Source organism: Mucilaginibacter sp. L196 (assembly GCF_009765905.1).
In the GTDB taxonomy this organism is placed as follows: Bacteria; Bacteroidota; Bacteroidia; order Sphingobacteriales; family Sphingobacteriaceae; genus Mucilaginibacter.
The window spans coordinates 526787-545671 of the sequence record NZ_LMUO01000019.1 but is presented as its reverse complement, the minus strand read 5'-3'; the positions used below and the strand labels follow the sequence as shown (position 1 = coordinate 545671).

21 protein-coding genes are annotated in these 18885 nt (G+C 39.6%); 6 read left to right on the top strand and 15 right to left on the bottom strand.

Going from position 1 to position 18885, the window contains the following annotated elements; all coding sequences use genetic code 11:
* The first annotated feature begins 65 nt into the window (after window positions 1-65).
* The 4 genes from secDF (at window position 66) to GSQ74_RS18730 (ending at window position 6152) form a co-directional block, all read left to right on the top strand.
* Entirely contained in the window at window positions 66-3044 is a 2979-nt protein-coding gene (gene secDF, locus GSQ74_RS18745) for a protein translocase subunit SecDF (protein WP_158995745.1), read from the top strand.
* 85 nt (window positions 3045-3129) lie between these two features.
* The gene (locus GSQ74_RS18740) at window positions 3130-4443 is read left to right on the top strand and encodes an NAD(P)/FAD-dependent oxidoreductase (RefSeq protein ID WP_158995744.1); all 1314 of its coding nucleotides are present in this window, start codon (window positions 3130-3132) and stop codon (window positions 4441-4443) included.
* Window positions 4436-5302: a hydroxymethylglutaryl-CoA lyase gene (locus tag GSQ74_RS18735; protein WP_254060921.1), complete on the top strand. Its 867-nt coding sequence runs from the start codon at window positions 4436-4438 to the stop codon at window positions 5300-5302. The genes GSQ74_RS18740 and GSQ74_RS18735 overlap by 8 nt, the downstream gene beginning before the upstream one ends.
* A 265-nt stretch (window positions 5303-5567) precedes the next feature.
* Window positions 5568-6152: a hypothetical protein gene (locus GSQ74_RS18730; RefSeq protein WP_158995743.1), complete on the top strand. Its 585-nt coding sequence runs from the start codon at window positions 5568-5570 to the stop codon at window positions 6150-6152.
* A gap of 7 nt (window positions 6153-6159) precedes the next feature.
* On the opposite strand, the gene GSQ74_RS18725 is transcribed toward GSQ74_RS18730, so the two are convergent.
* Window positions 6160-6591 carry a GNAT family N-acetyltransferase gene (locus GSQ74_RS18725; protein ID WP_158995742.1) on the bottom strand — a complete coding sequence of 144 codons (432 nt, stop codon included), beginning with the start codon at window positions 6589-6591 and terminating at the stop codon, window positions 6160-6162.
* Between the two features lie 74 nt (window positions 6592-6665).
* Window positions 6666-7745, bottom strand: coding sequence for a class II fructose-bisphosphate aldolase (fbaA, locus tag GSQ74_RS18720; RefSeq protein WP_158995741.1), 1080 nt, complete (start codon window positions 7743-7745; stop codon window positions 6666-6668).
* A 252-nt stretch (window positions 7746-7997) separates the two neighbouring features.
* Between fbaA and accD the strand changes: the two genes are divergently transcribed.
* A complete protein-coding gene (accD, locus tag GSQ74_RS18715) occupies window positions 7998-8843 on the top strand; it encodes an acetyl-CoA carboxylase, carboxyltransferase subunit beta (protein ID WP_158995740.1) in 846 nt (281 codons plus the stop codon).
* An 82-nt stretch (window positions 8844-8925) separates the two neighbouring features.
* Here accD and GSQ74_RS18710 read toward each other — a convergent pair whose 3' ends face one another.
* The 8 genes from GSQ74_RS18710 to glmM form a co-directional block, all read right to left on the bottom strand.
* Entirely contained in the window at window positions 8926-9327 is a 402-nt protein-coding gene (locus GSQ74_RS18710; protein ID WP_158995739.1) for a DUF1634 domain-containing protein, read from the bottom strand.
* 20 nt (window positions 9328-9347) lie between these two features.
* Window positions 9348-10181 carry a sulfite exporter TauE/SafE family protein gene (locus GSQ74_RS18705; protein ID WP_158995738.1) on the bottom strand — a complete coding sequence of 278 codons (834 nt, stop codon included), beginning with the start codon at window positions 10179-10181 and terminating at the stop codon, window positions 9348-9350.
* 6 nt (window positions 10182-10187) lie between these two features.
* Window positions 10188-10841 (bottom strand): FadR/GntR family transcriptional regulator, encoded by a 654-nt coding sequence (locus tag GSQ74_RS18700; protein WP_158995737.1) that lies wholly within the window; start codon window positions 10839-10841, stop codon window positions 10188-10190.
* A 355-nt stretch (window positions 10842-11196) separates the two neighbouring features.
* Entirely contained in the window at window positions 11197-11397 is a 201-nt protein-coding gene (locus GSQ74_RS18695) for a hypothetical protein (RefSeq protein WP_158995736.1), read from the bottom strand.
* Window positions 11398-11409: 12 nt separating this feature from the next.
* Window positions 11410-11679, bottom strand: a complete 270-nt coding sequence (locus GSQ74_RS18690) for a hypothetical protein (protein ID WP_158995735.1) — start codon at window positions 11677-11679, stop codon at window positions 11410-11412.
* A gap of 193 nt (window positions 11680-11872) precedes the next feature.
* Window positions 11873-13009 carry a cysteine desulfurase family protein gene (locus tag GSQ74_RS18685; protein WP_158995734.1) on the bottom strand — a complete coding sequence of 379 codons (1137 nt, stop codon included), beginning with the start codon at window positions 13007-13009 and terminating at the stop codon, window positions 11873-11875.
* A 152-nt stretch (window positions 13010-13161) separates the two neighbouring features.
* A complete protein-coding gene (locus tag GSQ74_RS18680) occupies window positions 13162-13425 on the bottom strand; it encodes a four helix bundle protein (RefSeq protein ID WP_216846784.1) in 264 nt (87 codons plus the stop codon).
* 60 nt (window positions 13426-13485) lie between these two features.
* Window positions 13486-14874 carry a phosphoglucosamine mutase gene (glmM, locus tag GSQ74_RS18675; RefSeq protein WP_158995733.1) on the bottom strand — a complete coding sequence of 463 codons (1389 nt, stop codon included), beginning with the start codon at window positions 14872-14874 and terminating at the stop codon, window positions 13486-13488.
* A gap of 83 nt (window positions 14875-14957) precedes the next feature.
* Between glmM and GSQ74_RS18670 the strand changes: the two genes are divergently transcribed.
* Window positions 14958-15542 (top strand): phosphatase PAP2 family protein, encoded by a 585-nt coding sequence (locus GSQ74_RS18670; RefSeq protein ID WP_158995732.1) that lies wholly within the window; start codon window positions 14958-14960, stop codon window positions 15540-15542.
* On the opposite strand, the gene GSQ74_RS18665 is transcribed toward GSQ74_RS18670, so the two are convergent.
* The 5 genes from GSQ74_RS18665 to GSQ74_RS18645 all read right to left on the bottom strand — a co-directional run bounded on the left by GSQ74_RS18665 (window position 15539) and on the right by GSQ74_RS18645 (window position 18759).
* On the bottom strand, window positions 15539-15988 hold the full coding sequence (locus tag GSQ74_RS18665) for a MarR family winged helix-turn-helix transcriptional regulator (protein WP_158995731.1): 450 nt from the start codon (window positions 15986-15988) through the stop codon (window positions 15539-15541). The two genes, GSQ74_RS18670 and GSQ74_RS18665, sit on opposite strands and share 4 nt — an antisense overlap.
* Before the next feature lie 27 nt (window positions 15989-16015).
* A complete protein-coding gene (locus tag GSQ74_RS18660) occupies window positions 16016-16174 on the bottom strand; it encodes a DUF5522 domain-containing protein (RefSeq protein ID WP_158995730.1) in 159 nt (52 codons plus the stop codon).
* Entirely contained in the window at window positions 16174-17115 is a 942-nt protein-coding gene (locus tag GSQ74_RS18655; protein WP_158995729.1) for an MBL fold metallo-hydrolase, read from the bottom strand. The genes GSQ74_RS18660 and GSQ74_RS18655 overlap by 1 nt, the downstream gene beginning before the upstream one ends.
* A 105-nt stretch (window positions 17116-17220) precedes the next feature.
* Entirely contained in the window at window positions 17221-17814 is a 594-nt protein-coding gene (coaE, locus tag GSQ74_RS18650) for a dephospho-CoA kinase (RefSeq protein WP_158995728.1), read from the bottom strand.
* Entirely contained in the window at window positions 17815-18759 is a 945-nt protein-coding gene (locus tag GSQ74_RS18645) for a YbbR-like domain-containing protein (RefSeq protein ID WP_158995727.1), read from the bottom strand.
* Between the last annotated feature and the right edge of the window lie 126 nt (window positions 18760-18885).

The window sequence follows — 18885 nt, the reverse complement described above, 5'->3', positions numbered from 1 at the left end:
TTTATTAGATTTGCCGTCTATTTTAAAAAGGCTTATAAACTAAATAATTACATATATAATTTAAGATGCAAGGTAAAGGGGTTGTTAAATTTTTCGCCATATTGCTGGCGGTGGTGTGTTTGTACCAGCTTTCATTTACATGGGTAACACGCAAAGTTGAAAGTGATGCAAAAGCTTACGCAAAAGGCGATTTGTCTAAAGAAAAGGAATATCTGGATTCTATGTCCACTATTCCGGTATATCCGATATTAGGTCACGATTACCAATACTGCAAAAATAACGAGTTAGCTTTAGGTCTCGACCTTGAAGGTGGTATGAGCGTTACCATGCAGATCTCGTTAAAAGAACTGGTACAAAAATTATCAGACAAAAATCCTGATCCTGCATTTAACCAGGCATTGAACAATGCCGAAGCTGACACTAAAACCAGCCAAAATGATTTCATATCGCTATTTGTAAGTGAATATGAAAAATTAAACCCTAACGGCAAGTTAGCTGCTATCTTTTCAACCAGAGACAACCAGTCGCACATCAAATTTGATGCTTCAAATGCGGAAGTTGAAACTTATTTGAAAGATCAGGGTAAAGCAGCGGTTAAACAATCATACACGGTTTTAAATACCCGTATCGATCAGTTTGGTGTAACTTCACCTACCATCCAGTTACAGGAAGGCTCAAACCGTATCCTTATCGAATTACCGGGTGTAAAAGATGAAGAGCGTGTTCGGAAGCTGTTAAGCGGTACTGCTAAATTGGAGTTTTATCAAACTTTTGAAAACGCCCAGGCTTATCAGGTACTAGCAGGCGTAAACAAAATATTAGCCGACACCAAAAAATCTGCTGCCGCTGCTGATACAACTAAATCGCTTGCTAATAACACATCTGCTAAAAAAGATACTACTGCTGCTCCTGCTAAAGGCGGCTTATCTTTATTAAATAAAGTTCAAAAAACTGCAGGTAAAGATACTTCTGGCCTGGCAGGTAAAAGTAAGTTAGCCGAGCAAAATCCTTTATTCGCTATTCTTGCTCCTGTTACTTACCAGGATCAAACAGGCCAGCAAAAACTTAGGCCGGGCCCAACCGTTGGCTGGTGTGCAATAAAAGATACTGCAACCGTGAATGCTTATTTAAACAATCCGGCAGTAAAATCGGCTATCCCAAGCAACATGAAATTTTTATGGGGCGTAAAACCGATTGATAAAACAAAAATATTTGAATTATACGCTATTAAATTAGTAGGTGCCGATGGCGCTGTACTTTCAGGCGATGTAATTAATGATGCCCGTGCAGATGTTGACCAAAAAGGCAGCCCTGACGTGGTAATGGACATGAATTCACAAGGTGCGCAGAAATGGGCAACTGTTACACGTGAAGCATCAGCTGATCCAAATAACAAACAGTCTATCGCTATTGTACTGGATAACAATGTTTATTCAGCCCCTACTGTTCAGGATGAAATTTCAGGTGGTACCTCTTCTATCTCAGGTAACTTTACTGTAGAGGATACAAAAGATTTAGCCAACATATTAAAAGCTGGCCGTTTACCTGCTCCTGCGCGTATAGTTGACGAAAGTGTGGTAGGCCCGTCATTAGGTCAGGAAGCTATCAATGCTGGTTTATTATCAGAAGGTTTAGGCTTACTGGTAGTATTGGTATTCATGGTTGCTTACTACAATCGTGCGGGTACAGTTGCGGTAGTTGCGGTAATTGTAAACATGTTCTTCCTGATGGGTGTACTTACAGGTTTACATGCGGTATTAACCATGCCGGGTGTTGCAGGTATCGTATTAACATTAGGTATAGCGGTAGATGCTAACGTATTGATCTATGAGCGTGTCCGCGAGGAAATGGCTTTAGGAAAATCTGTTCGTATTGCTATCTCCGATGGCTTTAAGCATGCTTTATCATCAATTCTCGATTCAAACATCAGTACATTCTTAACTGGTTTAATCCTGTTCATATTTGGTTCAGGCCCTATCCAGGGTTTCGCAACCACCTTGATGATCGGTATCATAACTTCATTGTTCTGTTCATTATTAATCTCAAGGTTAATATTTGAATGGATGCTTACTAAAGGCTGGGATATTAAATTCTCAAACCCATGGAGCTCACATACTTTCAAAAATGCTAATTACGCATTCGTGAAAAACCGTTTCAAATTCTATGCATTCTCTGGCTTATTTATCATTGCCGGTTTAATTTCTATGGCAACCCGCGGGTTTAATTATGGTGTTGATTTTGAAGGTGGCCGCTCTTATGTAGTTCGTTTTGAAAACAAGAACGTTACTACCGAAGATGTACACAGCGCGATTGATGCAACATTGGGTCGTGGTAGCGAAATAAAAACCTTTGGCTCTGATATCAGTATCACTACAACCTACCTGATCGACGATACTTCAGCAAATGCTGAGAACAAAGTAAAAAGCACTTTGATCACTGCATTAAATGCATCGCCATCAACCCACGTAGCGAAGGATGGCATTTTAAGCTCACATAAAGTAAGTGCTACCATTGCCGATGAGTTGAAGAAATCAGCTATCTGGACCGTTGTATTCGCTATATTAATTATATCAGCATACATCCTGGTTAGGTTCCGCAAATGGCAGTTCAGTTTAGGTGCGATGATTGCAACAGCGCATGATGCATTAATGGTACTATCCTTCTTCTCTTTATTTAAGGATGTGCTTCCGTTCTCGCTTGATATTGACCAGGCTTTTATAGCGGCCATATTAACAGTTATCGGTTACTCAATTAATGATACCGTGGTGGTGTTTGACAGGATACGTGAATTCCTTGAATTACACCATTCAAAAACTGATGATCCGAAAACAGTTATCAACAACGCGATTAACAATACATTGAGCCGTACAATTATTACCGCTTTAACAGTATTCTTCGTATTGATAATATTATTCGTATTCGGCGGTGAGGTTATTAGAGGATTCTCATTCGCTTTATTGATTGGTGTATGTTTTGGTACATACTCGTCAATCTGTATTGCTACCCCGGTAATCGTAGACTTTGGAAAGAAAGACTTGAGATAACATAACAACTCATATTTTAAAAGGCTCCAAAGAACATTTGGAGCCTTTTTTGTTTATAATATAATCTGATTTTAAATAGCGTACCATGAACACTACAGACCAATCAAAATTCCCATTAGTTGTAATAGTTGGCGGAGGCTTTGGTGGGCTTGAAGTTGCCCTGAGGCTTAAGGATGCACCTGTAGAGATATTAATGCTCGACAAACATAATTACCATACTTTTCAGCCTTTGTTGTACCAGGTGGCTTTAGGTAGCCTCGAATCAGAATCCATCGCGTTCTCTTTTCGCAAAAACTTCAGCGGTCAAAAAAACTTCCGTTTTCGCATTGCCGAGGTAAAAAAAGTGAATGCGGAAAAGAACACTATTGAAACCACTATTGGCGAAATAGCCTATGATTATTTGGTGATAGCAACCGGTTCAACAACAAATTTCTTTGGGAATAAGGATGTGGAGCATTATGCCATGCCGATGAAATCAATTCCCGAAGCATTGAATCTTCGTTATTTGATATTTCAGCATTTAGAGGACGCCGTTTTAAAAAAGGTAAAAGAAGAACGCATACCCTATCTCACCTTTGTTTTGGTGGGTGCAGGCCCTACCGGTGTTGAACTGGCAGGCGCTATCGCGGAGTTCCGTAATCATGTACTGGAACAGGACTACCCCGAGCTTAAAAAAGAAGACGTTAAAATATACCTCGCCGACTTTTTACCAAGAGTTTTAGGCCCAATGTCGGAGCAGGCATCAAGCGCCGCGCATGATTACCTGCAAAGTTTAGGTGTCGAACTTTTATTAAACGCGAAAGTGGAAAGCTACGACGGCCATCAAATAACTTTTGAGGGCGGAAAGGTGATTGAAACTAAAAATGTGATTTGGTCGGCGGGTGTAACGGGCGTAGTACCTCATGGTATTGATAAAAATATATTGGAGCGCGGTAACCGCATCCGTATCGATAATATTTGCCGCGTAGACGGCTCATCAAATATATTTGCCATTGGTGACGTAGCTGCTATGATAACCCCCGAAACCCCAAAAGGACATCCTGGCGTAGCACAGGTAGCTATACAAATGGGCGATAATGTGGGTAAAAACATAATTCATTTAGTGAGAGGCGAAGCAACAGAACCATTTAAATATAACGATAAAGGCTCATTAGCCACCATAGGCCGCAATAAAGCAGTGGCTGATTTGGGCAAGATTAAATTCCAGGGATTTTTTGCGTGGCTGGTATGGATATTTGTGCATTTATTCTCGCTCCTGGGCACACGCAACAAGCTTATTGTATTTTTAAACTGGATAGGCAATTATATGACCTACAATGGCGGTAGTAGGCTGATTATACGTAGATTTGTGCGGGGTGAAGTTAAATACAATGCTGAAGAAGTAACCAAAGGTGAATAATACTGACCAAACTATAAAAATTACCGAGTGCCCGCGTGATGCCATGCAGGGCATCCATGACTTTATTCCTACCAACGTTAAAGCCGAATACATTAATTTATTATTGCAAGTTGGTTTTGATACCATTGATTTTGGCAGCTTTGTATCATCAAAAGCAATACCCCAAATGCAGGATACTGTCGAGGTATTAAAAAAACTCGACCTAAGCGCTACGCGATCCAAACTATTAGCCATCATAGCCAACTATCGCGGTGCTGAAGACGCGGCACAACACGATGAAATAACGTTCCTAGGTTATCCATTTTCCATTTCTGAGACATTCCAACAGCGGAATGCCAATACATCAATAGCTGATGCCTTTGATACCGTAAAACGCATCAATGAGCTTTGTTCTGTTAAGAATAAGGAATTATTGGTATACCTTTCAATGGGTTTTGGTAACCCTTACGGTGATGAATGGAATGTGGAGATCGTGCAAAAATGGACAGAGAAATTAGTTGGGGAAGGAATCAATATTATTGCTTTATCTGATACCGTTGGCGTGGCAACACCTGCGCAGACCAACGAAATTTACGCGGCCTTATGTAATACATTCCTGGATACTGAATTTGGGCTTCACCTGCATGCCACCCCGGATAATTGGCAACCAAAGATTGAGGCAGCCTATAATAGTGGCTGTAAACGCTTTGATGCTGCACTTAAAGGATACGGCGGCTGCCCAATGGCTAAAGACGAGCTTACAGGCAACATCGCTACAGAAAACCTAATATCATACCTCCAATCAAAAAAAGAGTCTCTAGGGCTTGATCTCGGCAAATTTGGCGAAGCGATGATGTTTGCTGATCAGGTTTTTAAATAGGCTGAGAAGATGTCTAAAAACGTTTAAATGTCTTTTTTAGATAAACAAAAAACAAAGCGTCATTGCAAGCCACGAAGCAATCTCTACATAGGCAAGACGATTAGAGAGGTATTGAACCTGTAGAGCAGCTCTATAAAGTATAGAGATTCCTTCGTTCCTCGCAATGACGACACTTCTATTATTTTAGATAGCTTCTTAGAATTAACAAATATTAACACCCATTTCTAATTTTCATTCATAGCTTTATTAAATCAAATTCCTATTCATGAAAAAAGCGATATTCACCCTGCTGATTCTTTTTGCTTTCGGCAAATGCTTTGCCCAGGGTACAGGCTATTCGCTGCCGCTGCCGGAAAAATGGAAATCAGAAACTATCCCTTTCCCTATCGGCTTTGCGCCAAGCATCCCTTATCAAGGCATCGAAGAACTCCGCTTTACACCCGGCTGGGGTGATGCAACCAGCAATGAATATTGGACCTATACCTTTTTATGGTTTGTTGACGGTTCGCCACAAGTAAATGCAGGTCTTTTAAACACCTATCTGACAAGCTATTTTGATGGGCTATATCACAGCAACAATAAATCTTCTCCAGATAGCACCGGATTCACAAAAACAGCTATTGAAAAGGTAGCAGCTGTAACAGGAGACCAGGAAACCTATTCAGGCAAAATATCAACACTGAACTTTTTAACAAAAAAACCAATTTTGCTTTTCACAACGATTCATATTCAAAACTACACCAATGCCAAAGCATCAGCGCTGTTCTTTGAGATCTCGCCCAAACCTTATAAAAACCCGGTATGGCAGGAGTTAGATAGCATTGTACAAGGCTTCCAAATACAACAGTAATTAGGTTTTACTGCTTCACCATTTTATAATGTCTTATACCTGCCTCGGTAAACTCCAGGCCTTCCTTTACAAAGCCAAATTTCTCATATAAGCTCACCGCATCCAACTGCGAATTCAGATAGATGTATTCAGCATCTTTTGGCAAATCATCTAAAACAGTCTTCACCATTTGCTGCCCTACACCCATTCCTCTAAAATCGTTCAACACCGCGAAACGCTCCAGTTTATAACCATTCTCGGTTTTACGCCAGCGGCAAGCACCCACAGGTACGCCATCAATCGTAGCCAAAAAGTGAATTGACTCATCCTCGTTAGCGTATTCCAACTCAGCAGGACAATTTTGTCCATCCACAAAAACCTCATGGCGTATAGCATGAACAATCTTCAGCCTCTCAACATCACTTACTTTATTTACTTCCACATTTTTACTTGTCGGCATGATATATAATTTCCTTTCAACAAAAAAGCGCTAATGTTTATCACATTAGCGCTTTCAAATATAATTATCAGCAATTATAATTTGCTGGTAGCATCAATACAATTTAAATCAGCAAACGCTTCAGTAAGCCTTTTTACAAAGTTCTCTTCGCCCTTACGTAACCAAACGCGTGGATCATAGTATTTTTTGTTTGGAGAATCCTCGCCTGTCGGGTTACCGATTTGGGTTTGCAGGTAGCCTTCGTTAGCCTGGTAAAAATCTTTAATACCTTCCCAGTATGCCCATTGCATATCAGTATCAATATTCATTTTTATAGCGCCATAAGAGATCGCCTCACGAATTTCTTCCTGAGTTGAACCTGATCCACCATGGAATACAAAGTTGATAGGCTTTTCAGCAGCAAGGTTAAATTTCTTCTTCACATACTCCTGTGAGTTATGTAAAATAACTGGTTGTAACTTAACGTTACCTGGCTTATAAACACCGTGCACGTTACCAAAAGCAGCCGCAACTGTAAAACGAGGGCTAACTTTAGATAATTCTTCGTATGAGTAAGCAACATCCTCAGGCTGAGTGTATAAACGTGAGCTGTCAACATCAGAGTTGTCAACACCATCTTCTTCACCGCCGGTTACACCTAATTCAATTTCTAAGGTCATACCTAATTTAGCCATGCGGGCTAAATATTTGGCAGATATTTCAATATTTTCTTCGATTGGCTCTTCAGAAAGATCCAACATATGTGATGAAAATAAAGGTTTGCCTGTTTTAGCGAAGAATTTTTCGCCAGCATCTAACAAACCATCTATCCAGGGTAATAATTTTTTAGCGCAATGGTCAGTGTGTAATATTACAGCAATACCATAATGCTCAGCCAATAAATGCACATGCTCAGCAGCTGATGTAGCGCCTAATATACAGGCCTGTAATTTTGAGTTATCTAATGATTTACCTGCATAAAATTGCGCTCCACCGTGCGACAATTGAATAATAACAGGCGATTTAACCGCCGCTGCGGTTTCCATCACAGCGTTTATAGTGTTTGTACCTATAACGTTAACAGCTGGCAACGCGAACTGGTGTTTTTTAGCTGCTTCAAATAGCTCCTGCACCTGATCTCCGTGCAATACGCCTTTATAATTTTTTAAGTCCATTTACTTTGTTTTGGGCCTCGAAGTTATAAAAATTTTGAATATACGGTATCGATTTTTTAGATATAGCTGCTTCGATATTAGATTTTTGGGGCAAAATTGATAAAAACTATAGAATTTAGATATATTTTGCCATAAATGTAGTTTTTCAGGCTAAAACGCTCCAATTTATGTTCAGGATGTAAATTATCAAAAATCCTATATCTAAATAAAAATTCGTTTCTTTGCATCATATTGAAAGAGCTTGATATTGATATGGCCTGGTTTAAACGCGAGATAAAAGGAATAATTACGACCACTGAGGAAAAGAAGGAAGCACCGGACGGGATATGGAATAAATGCCCTGAATGCAAAAAACCCCTTCACTACTCTGAGCAGGTTGAAAATCAATACGTTTGTCACTACTGCGGTTACCATTTAAGAATAGGATCAAAGGAATACTTCTCCATCCTGTTTGATAATAATGAGTTTACTGAACTATTTAATAACCTGCAATCCGGCGACCCGCTGCAGTTTGAGGATACCAAAAAATATACCGACAGGATTAAAGAAACCATGAAGAAAACTGGTTTAAAGGATGCTATACGCTCAGCAACCGGCAAAATGAATGGCGAAGACCTTGTTATAGCCTGTATGGATTTCAACTTCATCGGTGGTTCAATGGGATCTGTTGTTGGTGAAAAGATCGCGAGATCTATCGACTACAGTATCGCAAATAAAATCCCGTTTTTGATGATCTCAAAATCAGGTGGTGCCCGTATGATGGAGGCAGCTTATTCGTTAATGCAAATGGCTAAAACATCAGCTAAACTAGCTTTATTGTCACAAGCTAAAATACCTTACATATCCTTATTAACCGACCCTACTACCGGGGGTGTAACTGCATCATACGCTATGCTGGGCGATATTAACATTGCCGAGCCAGGTTCATTAATTGGATTTGCAGGCCCGCGTGTTATAAAGGAAACGATCAAAAAAGACCTCCCTAAAGGATTCCAGACTGCTGAATTTGTACAGGAACACGGCTTTTTAGACTTTATTGTTGATAGAAGAGAAATGAAAGAGAAACTGTCATCATTCTTAAAAATGATAGCGGCTTAAAAAAATATCATCCAACAAAAAGAGGCTGTTCTTAATAGAACAGCCTCTTTTTGTTTAGAGGAATTTCAGGCAACTGACCTGCTTATATTTTCAATCCTCCAAAAATGCTGAACAACATAACGCTTAGTACTATAGCGGTAATGATGATGTAAAGCCTGTCTTTCTCCAAAATAAAACCAACCAAGGAAAAGGCAATACGAAGTATGGGAGTAGCTATCAATATCACCACCCCCGCCTGAACAATACCTTTTGCCTCACCCGCCCCAATACCTTTAACTATTTGCGAAAAGCTGGTGTATCCGGCACTTTCGCCCAAAAAGATATGATACGGAGGAATAGCTCCCTGCCCTTGCTGAACCAAATACAAGATGCCTCCTATTAAAACGATAAGACTGGCAATTACTACGCCATATCTCAATTGTAAACCGATGATTTGTTCAATATCTGCATCGGCCAAAAAACTTTTGCTGATTACTTTTTTCATTTCTTTTTATTTTAATAAGATTAAAATTTGTGATTATAACCGTTAAATATCATCTCAGCAGCTACAAAAGTTATGGCGACGCAAAATATATACTTCAATACTTTAGGATCCATGCGGGTTAGTAGTTTTGATCCGGTAAATGCACCGCCTAAAACGCCCAGCATCACCGGGAAAGCTATCCCTGCATCCATATAACCTCTTTGCAGATAAACTACCGCGCTGGCTGCCGCTGTAACCCCTATCATAAAATTACTGGTAGTAGTACTCACCTTAAAAGGGATGTGCATGGTTGAATCCATAGCCAATACTTTTAAAGCACCCGAACCAATACCCAACAAACCTGATAGAACCCCTGCAAGCGCCATGATCGAAAAGCCTGCGCCTACATTTTTTAGCTTGTAGCTTACTTCGCCATCCTTGGTTGGATAGCTGCTATTTAGCTTCAATTTATAGGATAAGGGACTACCTTCGGTGCTAACTTCCTGGTTCTTTTTACGAATGGTCATAGCGGCTGAGAACAAGAGGATTGCACCAAACAGTATAGCAATAGTATTAGTTGGCGTATAAACCGCTATTACGGCCCCTCCTACAGCGCCTATGGTAGTAGCTATTTCCAAAAACATACCTAAGCGGATATTGGTAATTCCCTCCTTAACATACGCGCTTGCTGCTCCTGATGAATTCGCGATAGAAGCAAGCAGCGCAGCACCTATGGCGTAGCGAATATCTACGTGAAACACTAATGTTAATAAGGGGATTACAACAACGCCGCCACCAAGGCCGGTAAGCGAGCCAACTAAACCTGCCAGATAAGCGCCTGCAAGCAATATTAATGTGAATGTGAGTATAGTCATGATATATTAATAGTTATTATCCAATATTTCTTTGATGATGGTTTGAGCCTGTTTGATTTTTTGTGCCCTGATGGTTTTATACAAAGCCTCATGCAAATGGTGGCTCATGGCGAAATGACTTACACCTTTAACTTCGCGTTTCGAGAAGAAGTCACGAATAGTTAAGGTAAAGCTTTGATACAGGTCGGCCAATACGGTATTTAGCGAAGCCCTAGCAATGGACATATGGAAAGCAATATCAGCTTCGATACAGGCGTTGTGGTGCTCAGATAGAATGGCTAGTCGCCTATTCTCCAGGCAACGTTCTATCTCATCAATATGGGCTATGGAGTGATTTTCGACAGCAAGTTTCACAATCTCGGTTTCGAGTAACTTTCGTACCACGTTGATCTCATCAAAATCAGCATTCTTTAGCCGCTGATCAATGGTTTGTTCACTAACTGCTGAGTTAACAATAGTACCAAAGCCTTGCTGAACTATCAATATGCCCGATGTTGCCAGCGTTTTAATAGCCTCCCTTATGGTTGATCGCCCTACACCATATAGTTTCATCAGTTCGGGCTCAGCGGGTATCTTTTCATTTATTTTATAGGTACCGCTTGTTATATCCGCCCTAATTTGGTTTACAATACGATCACCAAGTTTTTCTTTAACGTTCATATCATCTTATTTAATGATACAAACATATGATGTTTATTAAACAAAACATCATATGTTTAAAGAATTATTTTCAGTTTGACAATAACCTTACAAATTGAGGACTTAAGAAGAAGTTATTAAACTATCGTCATTGCGAGGTACGAAGCAATCTCTATACTTTACAGAGCAGCCCTACAAGTTCAATCCCTTTCTAATTGCCTTGCCTATGTAGAGATTGCTTCGTTCCTCGCAATGACACCTTGATTTTGTGTTTATCTAAAATGATTAAAACACAAAAAGGCCCTGATTTCTCAGAGCCTTTTCTATTACCGGTGTTGTGAGCAAATGGGATATGTGATCCCGGTTTAGCCGGTAACTATAACATAGGTCTTCTAGTGCTTTTTCCAACAGATTTGTCCGCATGTTTCTTACGTAATGCCCTTAATGTGCTGGCACCATTATCAATACTACCTTCAGCGCCTATAGTTCCCGAGCTCATCTCGTTGTTATAGTCGTTGCTGTGGGTGTGCGCTTTTGTTTCGCCATCGTTTCCCGAGATTTTGTTTTCGCTTTTCATAGTTGTAATAGATTATAGATTGTTTTCTGTTCCTGGTTCATGGCCTATCATACGGCCTGTAGTACGGCCATTAGGGCGACTAACAAAATCTGTTTCTGCGGGGCCAACTGCCGGAAACTCCTTTTTATTTGGAGGAGTAACATCATTTTTTTCACTATATGACGCATCACTACCTTCTGCTGGTTCAGAAAATTCATTCTCGTGCGGATAGATTGTTTTGTCTTTTTCCGGCTGCTTTCTCTCAGGGGCCTGACCAGGTTTGATATTTTTACTCTTTTCCATGATTGGTATTTATTGTGCAGATACATTTACAACATCTGCGGCTTTTATAACTTAATTATTAACTGATAACTAACTAAAAGCCATTACCATGCCAACAATTTAACCAACCAGGGGGAAATTAAATTCAATACACTAAGGTACCTATTTTACAACAAGTTACAATTAAATAAAAAAAAACTTTCTACAAATAATATTAAGCGCTAACCAAACACAACTCGCGTACTTTGGCTACTGTATAGTCTATCTCCTCTTTTGTAGTGTTTTTTGAAAAGGAAAATCTTACAGACGGCCTTGATGGGCTCGCGCCGATTGCGGTAAGCACATGTGATCCAATATCGCTACCTGAACTACAGGCACTTCCTCCGGATGCAGAAATCCCGGCAATGTCCAAGTTGAACAGTAACATATCAGCCATTTCCATTTCAGGAAAGGAAACGTTTAAAACAGTATATAAACTTTTATCTGGGTCTATCTCGCCATTAAATTCAATACCGGTGATACTTTCCTTCAACTGGTCGATCATATAGGTTTTTAAGCCTTGTATGTGCTGCTGGTGCTGCTCCATCTCGGCATAAGCCATATCCAAAGCTTTAGCCAGTCCAACAATGCCATAGATATTTTCGGTACCACCACGCATATTACGTTCCTGAGCGCCGCCGTAAATAAGTGGTTTAATTTTTATACGGTGATTGATATGTAAAAACCCTACACCTTTTGGCCCATGCAGCTTATGTGCTGAACAAACTACGAAGTGAGCCTTTAACTTACTTAAATCATGCTTGTAGTGCCCCATAGTTTGCACGGTATCACAATGATAAATGGCGTTATAAGTCTCGCACAAATCACCAATACGTTCTATGTCTGACAAAGTACCTATCTCATTATTAGCATGCATTATAGATACGAAGCTACGTTCGTTATCCTTCAATAAAGTTTCAAGATGTTCGTAGTCGATATTACCTTTTGAATCAAGATTGACAAAGCTGAGTTTAATAACACCAGTTTTTTCAAGCGCTTCAAAAGTATGTATAACCGCATGGTGCTCGATACGGCTGGTAATGGCATGTTTAATATTATGATCAACAATACCACATCTGATAGCCATATTATCAGCCTCAGTACCGCTCGAAGTAAAGAATATCTCCGATGGTGATGTACCCAGCAAATTAGCAACCGTTTTGCGTGAACGTTCAATAAGCGTACGGGCTTCACGGCCATGTGAATGGATTGATGATGGGTTACCATAGGTATTTTCCATCACTTTAAACATTTCCTTCATCACTTCCGGGTCTAACGGAGTAGTTGCAGCATTATCTAAGTAAACACGCATAGTTCTTATTTGTGAATGAGTGATTTAGTGAATGAGTGATTTATTTTATTTGTTTGATACTGACTTACGTGCAGTTGAAACAACTTTTAATATTTCATTAGCTTCATTCATTAAACCGTTTATCTCACCCGGTTTTACAATATTGGAGTCAATTAAAATTTCCATCCAAAAACACTTTCGTCAGCTTCTTCTACAACGATGGAAAGTTTAGAATGAAACTCTGCCTGTGATCTTGCCCGGCAGGCAGCCCGGTAATTTGAACCAACCGAAGAAGAGCATCTTAATAACTGTCGGCCTATTATTTTTGCTTCTTCGGTTTTGGGTAATGATCTAAATAAATCTATATTATCAACAACAAATTTCTTAGTTCTCTTTCTAAAGTATTCAGCAAATTCGGATTTTTCCATTCTTTCCATAAAGTGAATATAATTTATTCACCCATAAATAAAAAATCACTCATTCGCTAAATCAGTCCATCACTCAATAAGTAATATTTCTTTTATATCGGCAATAATCTTGTTTGCCAGGCTATTCGCCACCGTTTCCGAGCTTGCTTCCGAATAAATACGGATAATCGGCTCAGTGTTCGATTTGCGCAAATGTACCCATTCTTTATCAAATTCTATTTTCAAACCATCAATAGTGCTATGAGGTTGATTTTTATATTTCTCTTCAACCTTTAACAATAGCGCATCAATATCCATCTCGGGTGTAAGCGTTATTTTGTTTTTTGAGATGAAATAGTTAGGGTATGATGCTCTTAAAGCAGATACTGTTTTGCCCGATTTAGCCAAATGCGTTAAAAATAAAGCGATACCAGCCAAAGCATCACGTCCGTAATGTAATTCAGGATAAATCACCCCGCCATTACCTTCGCCGCCTATAACCGCATTGGTTTCTTTCATTTTGTTAACCACGTTCACCTCCCCAACTGCCGCCGCGTTGTATTCACCACCTGCCTTCTCTGTAACATCACGCAAGGCACGGGTTGATGATAGATTTGATACCGTATTGCCTTTATTATGCTTCAGCACATAATCAGCCACGGCAACCAATGTATATTCTTCGCCAAACATGCTGCCATCTTCACAAACAAAACAAAGACGATCAACATCTGGGTCAACCGCAATCCCTATATCGGCACGTTTGCTTAATACTTCTTTTGATAACGCCACCAAATTCTCAGGTAAAGGCTCCGGATTATGCGGAAACTTACCATCCGGCTCACAATACAATTCATGCACCGTTTTAACGCCCAATGCCTTTAATAAAGCCGGTACAAATATCCCTCCTGTGGAGTTAACGCAATCTATAACCACCTTAAAGTCGGCTGCGGCTATAGCTTTAACATCAACCAATGGCAAAGCCAGTATTACATCTATGTGTTTTTGCAGATAGCTATCATCCAACACCACTTTACCCAAATCATCTACTGCGGCATAGTTAAAATCACTATTTTCAGCAATTTCGAGTACGGCCTGGCCATCAGCATCGCTGATAAACTCGCCGTTACTATTTAATAATTTAAGTGCATTCCATTGTTTTGGGTTATGGCTTGCAGTAATGATGATACCACCAGCAGCCTCTTCAGCAGGAACCGCTATCTCAACCGTTGGTGTGGTTGATAAACCCAGATCAACCACATCAATACCTAAACCTTGTAAAGTACCTACAACCAAATTATTCACCATACTGCCCGATATACGTGCATCACGACCAATAACTATCTTTTTAAGTCCGGATTGTTGAATGGCCCAGGTACCAAATGCCGAAGTGAACTTTACAATATCCACGGGTGTTAAACCATCGCCCGCCGCACCGCCTATGGTGCCCCTAATGCCCGAAATTGATTTTATGAGTGTCAAAGCTGTTGTATTATTTTGATGCAAAATTAAAACAATTAACCAATAGCCACTCCATTTATTGGTTATATTTGGCAATATAAATTATGCCCGAGCAGCTTTTACAATTCGATCGTCATCTGTTCCATATCATAAATTATGGTATGACCAATCCTTTTTTTGATTGGATAATGCCATGGCTGCGTAACCCTAAATCATGGATACCGCTTTATATATTCATTGTGTTTTTTTGTTTGTGGAGGTATAGAAAGAAAGGTATCATCATTATTGTATTGATAGCCTGCTCAGCGGGTTTTGCTGATTTTACCAGTGCAAGTATAGTGAAACCATTGGTGCACAGATTGCGGCCGTGCCGAGATCCAATCACGTCATTGACCGATGTCGAACGTATAAGCTGCGGCTCAGGCTACAGTTTCCCGTCTACTCATGCCACCGATCATTTTGCCATGGCCATTTTTATAATATTGGTATTTTGTATGCGTTGGCGCTGGATTTGTTTTTGGGGGATACTTTGGGCAGGGAGCATTAGCTTTGCCCAAATTTACGTAGGCGTACATTACCCGATTGATGTTTTTTGCGGCGCACTATATGGCGCTTCTGTGGGGTGGTTGTTTTATACTTTATTTAAAAAGCTTCAGCTTAGATTCCCGGAATGGGTGCCAGTAATTTAACCCCTCAATTTATCTAAAAGATCACTTAATTTACCTGCTTCTTCTTCGGTAAGGTTATTTTTAATAAGGTCTTTGGTCTTAAATTCAACCTCTATTTTGGATAATACTTCGAGGCCCTTATCACTAATACGAATATCAACAGCCCTACGGTCGCAAGTATTGGTACATCGCGAAACAAGTTCCTTTTGAACCAAACGGTCAACAATACGTGATGCATCCGACATTTTATCCAACATACGCTCTTTAAGTAAATTTACTGTAGCGGGTTTTGGATACTGCCCCCTTAATATACGCAAGATATTAAACTGCTGCATAGTAAGATTGAACTTATCAAACTCACCACGTAAATGATTACTAAGCCAGTTCTGGGTATAATTTATATTAATTACCGCTTTTTGGTAATTATCCTCAAACTTAGTGCTTTGTATTTCTTCTTCTATTCGCATCGCCTATGTTAAATACAAATATCCTTATTATTTTTTAATTTGTTCGTCCTCTTCAGTTTTTCCGTATTTCCATGGGCAGTGCAGGCATTTGTTTTTGCAACAATAGCCCCGCTTTAAATGGTACGCTTCGGTAAAAACGAAATTACCATCCTCGTTAATATAATAATCAATATTTTCCTCGAGCATCAATTCAATAATTTCACAACAATATCATTCCCAAAGTGTTCTTTCAAATGCTTTCCGTTGCCATGTAATGTCCATAATTGTTTGGGTTCAACTTGTTTTACAGCCTCCAGAATGTCATTCCAATCCACATGATCTGATATAAACAACGTATCATTCAAATTCACCTGCAAATTCTTCCACCCCGAAGCAAACAGGCGCTTCACCCCTTTTGCATTAATATAGCTATCAAACGTAAAAGGCGGCACAATATATACATACTCCTTTTGCTCCTTCATCAATTTACGGCCATACATCTGGTATTTACCCGGCGAATAACCTAGTTTTTCATAAATAGAGTTTATAGGCATAATGCGATGATGCACCAATATCGTTTTCTGTGGGGCATGTTCATTAATCATCTGTATCAACCGCTGGCTTTTACCCAAACCATAAGCACCTAGTAAGATATTGATCTTAATATCATTCAGTTTTTTGATCTCTTCCACAGGGTCGGGGTGCAACACCTCCGGGTCAGCAAAAGTACTTTCGGTAATCAGTACATCGGCCTTAACCCACTCAATTGGCTCACAGGTAGCGTCAGGCTGTATCTTATAATCGCCCGTATAAAGATATTTTACGCCCCCGTATTCCATTAATACCTGCGCAGAACCCAATATATGCCCCGCCGATATTAAAGTAACTGTAACGCCGCTAATATCAAACGATTGATGATAAGGTATTATATTAAAAACCTTAGCTGAGTTTTTGCCATAACGCAGCTGCATAAAAGCAGCAGTAGCTTCAGTACAAAACACTTCGTTATTCCCGCTAACCGCATGATCAGCATGAGCATGTGATATTACTGCCTTTTCTACTGGTTGTTTAGGATCGAGATAGAAATCGCCGTATTTACAGTAAATGCCGTTTATATTGATAGAAAGAAAATCGTCTTTGATATTCATTACTAAGTAGTAATTAACCAACCGTAGGTTGATTAAAATTTAATTTTTACACCTCTTTCCGCCACAGGCGAAGAGAGGTCGACCAGCGAAGCGTGGTCGGGTGAGTTAATTCTGCAACTCGATAAACTGCTCATGCAAAGCCAGCACTTGTGGTATTACCAGCTCTGTATTATCGTTCTTTATAGCATAATCAGCAAGCTGCAATTTCTTCTCTTCAGAAAACTGCCTTGCCTCTCTGTTTAGTATCTCATCTCTACTTAGCCCGTCACGCAACATCACGCGTGCTATACGCAATTCCAATGGCGCTGTAACCATAATGCTTTTGTCGCACATTTTATAGGAGCTGCTTTCAAACAGCAATGCAGCTTCTTTTAGCACATAGGGCGCGCTTTTAAATTGGGGTACCCAATTGTCAAAAGCTCTAAAAACTGCAGGATGTACAATAGCATTCAGTTTATTTAGTTCCGCTTCGTTATTAAAAACTATACCTGCTATATGCTTGCGGTTTAGTGAACCATCTTCAAAATACGATTGCTCACCAAAGGCCTGTTTAAGTTCAGCAATTAGAATAGCATCATTAACCATTACTTTTTTAGCCTCATCATCAGCATAAAAAACAGGGATGCCCAATACTTCAAATATTTTGCTCACCGTAGTTTTGCCACTACCTATGTTACCGGTTATACCTACTTTTAGCATTTATTTTTTTACTATAAAATCAATATTCTGTGGTTCTACGCTTATTACTTTGCAAAATGGCGGTACCCGGGTAAGTTTTACCGGCAAGGTACTATAACCTTGATTTTTCCATAAGTTTAGATCAGCCTCGGCCTCAAAAAAATCTTCATCAGTTTCTGCATACCTTCGTAACGATGTCATAAATGTAACCGTTACCTTTTCCGGAAAAACCTTCACATTGTAAAAGTCGCTGTTGTTAATCAGCTTCACAGGTATTTCAAGGGTTTTCTCTGTAAATTCATCTACAGGAAAAACCACATCCACCGCTTTAGGATATATGGTGATATTACCCTCGTTAACAGGCTGCAAATTTAATCTGGTGCGAACAGTTTCGTTAACTTTTTTCACGATGAGCGAATCAGTGTCCCATTCAGTTATGTTATTCAACCTATCGGTAGGGCCAACAATAGTGATATATGATGGCTTCAAAATAGGGTTATTTGCCTGTGAAAATTGCTGTTGATAGGTAACATCGTTCAATAACTTTATAGGCACCCTTTTCACCATCCGGTTTAAAAAGTCAAAATAAAGTGTATCGGGATTAAATGATACCACATCATGATTTACTTCGCCATCAGCAATTTGCATTTCCTGAGAGCTCAGCACTACATAATTCCCTGTATTTAAAGGCCTCAGATCTACAACTAAACTATTGCTGCTATAATGCATCATGGCATAAAGCATTTGCCATCCGGTGCCTCTAATTGTGATATCAACCGTATCTGATTGCAGGGAGTGAAATGCTCTTTTTTGGGGAGTATTTTTATAACTCAGCACACGTTTAACCGTGTAATTATAAGGGTTTGATAATGTAATACATAACCACGCCAACGCAGCCAATACCAGGCATGTAAAAAATGCCGATAAGCGCCTTTGTTCTGTTGCCGATAGTTTTATGATTGCCATTTATTACAAATGTTAAAAGGTAAAAGTTGAAAGTTAAAAGCTATCTAACGCTTTAATCTCCATCTTTTACCTTTTATATTTTTTTATTTGAATGTTGCTTTCAACGTTGAACATCCAACTCTTTAA

What these genes read in the sequence shown, in the direction of transcription:
- secDF (WP_158995745.1), top strand. Translation starts at nt 66, where the DNA reads ATGCAAGGTAAAGGGGTTGTTAAATTTTTCGCCATATTGCTGGCGGTG.
- GSQ74_RS18740 (WP_158995744.1), top strand. Translation starts at nt 3,130, where the DNA reads ATGAACACTACAGACCAATCAAAATTCCCATTAGTTGTAATAGTTGGC.
- GSQ74_RS18730 (WP_158995743.1), top strand. Translation starts at nt 5,568, where the DNA reads ATGAAAAAAGCGATATTCACCCTGCTGATTCTTTTTGCTTTCGGCAAA.
- GSQ74_RS18725 (WP_158995742.1), bottom strand. Translation starts at nt 6,591, where the DNA reads ATGCCGACAAGTAAAAATGTGGAAGTAAATAAAGTAAGTGATGTTGAG.
- fbaA (WP_158995741.1), bottom strand. Translation starts at nt 7,745, where the DNA reads ATGGACTTAAAAAATTATAAAGGCGTATTGCACGGAGATCAGGTGCAG.
- accD (WP_158995740.1), top strand. Translation starts at nt 7,998, where the DNA reads ATGGCCTGGTTTAAACGCGAGATAAAAGGAATAATTACGACCACTGAG.
- GSQ74_RS18710 (WP_158995739.1), bottom strand. Translation starts at nt 9,327, where the DNA reads ATGAAAAAAGTAATCAGCAAAAGTTTTTTGGCCGATGCAGATATTGAA.
- GSQ74_RS18705 (WP_158995738.1), bottom strand. Translation starts at nt 10,181, where the DNA reads ATGACTATACTCACATTCACATTAATATTGCTTGCAGGCGCTTATCTG.
- GSQ74_RS18700 (WP_158995737.1), bottom strand. Translation starts at nt 10,841, where the DNA reads ATGAACGTTAAAGAAAAACTTGGTGATCGTATTGTAAACCAAATTAGG.
- GSQ74_RS18695 (WP_158995736.1), bottom strand. Translation starts at nt 11,397, where the DNA reads ATGAAAAGCGAAAACAAAATCTCGGGAAACGATGGCGAAACAAAAGCG.
- GSQ74_RS18690 (WP_158995735.1), bottom strand. Translation starts at nt 11,679, where the DNA reads ATGGAAAAGAGTAAAAATATCAAACCTGGTCAGGCCCCTGAGAGAAAG.
- GSQ74_RS18685 (WP_158995734.1), bottom strand. Translation starts at nt 13,009, where the DNA reads ATGCGTGTTTACTTAGATAATGCTGCAACTACTCCGTTAGACCCGGAA.
- GSQ74_RS18680 (WP_216846784.1), bottom strand. Translation starts at nt 13,425, where the DNA reads ATGGAAAGAATGGAAAAATCCGAATTTGCTGAATACTTTAGAAAGAGA.
- GSQ74_RS18670 (WP_158995732.1), top strand. Translation starts at nt 14,958, where the DNA reads ATGCCCGAGCAGCTTTTACAATTCGATCGTCATCTGTTCCATATCATA.
- GSQ74_RS18665 (WP_158995731.1), bottom strand. Translation starts at nt 15,988, where the DNA reads ATGCGAATAGAAGAAGAAATACAAAGCACTAAGTTTGAGGATAATTAC.
- GSQ74_RS18660 (WP_158995730.1), bottom strand. Translation starts at nt 16,174, where the DNA reads ATGCTCGAGGAAAATATTGATTATTATATTAACGAGGATGGTAATTTC.
- GSQ74_RS18655 (WP_158995729.1), bottom strand. Translation starts at nt 17,115, where the DNA reads ATGAATATCAAAGACGATTTTCTTTCTATCAATATAAACGGCATTTAC.
- coaE (WP_158995728.1), bottom strand. Translation starts at nt 17,814, where the DNA reads ATGCTAAAAGTAGGTATAACCGGTAACATAGGTAGTGGCAAAACTACG.
- GSQ74_RS18645 (WP_158995727.1), bottom strand. Translation starts at nt 18,759, where the DNA reads ATGGCAATCATAAAACTATCGGCAACAGAACAAAGGCGCTTATCGGCA.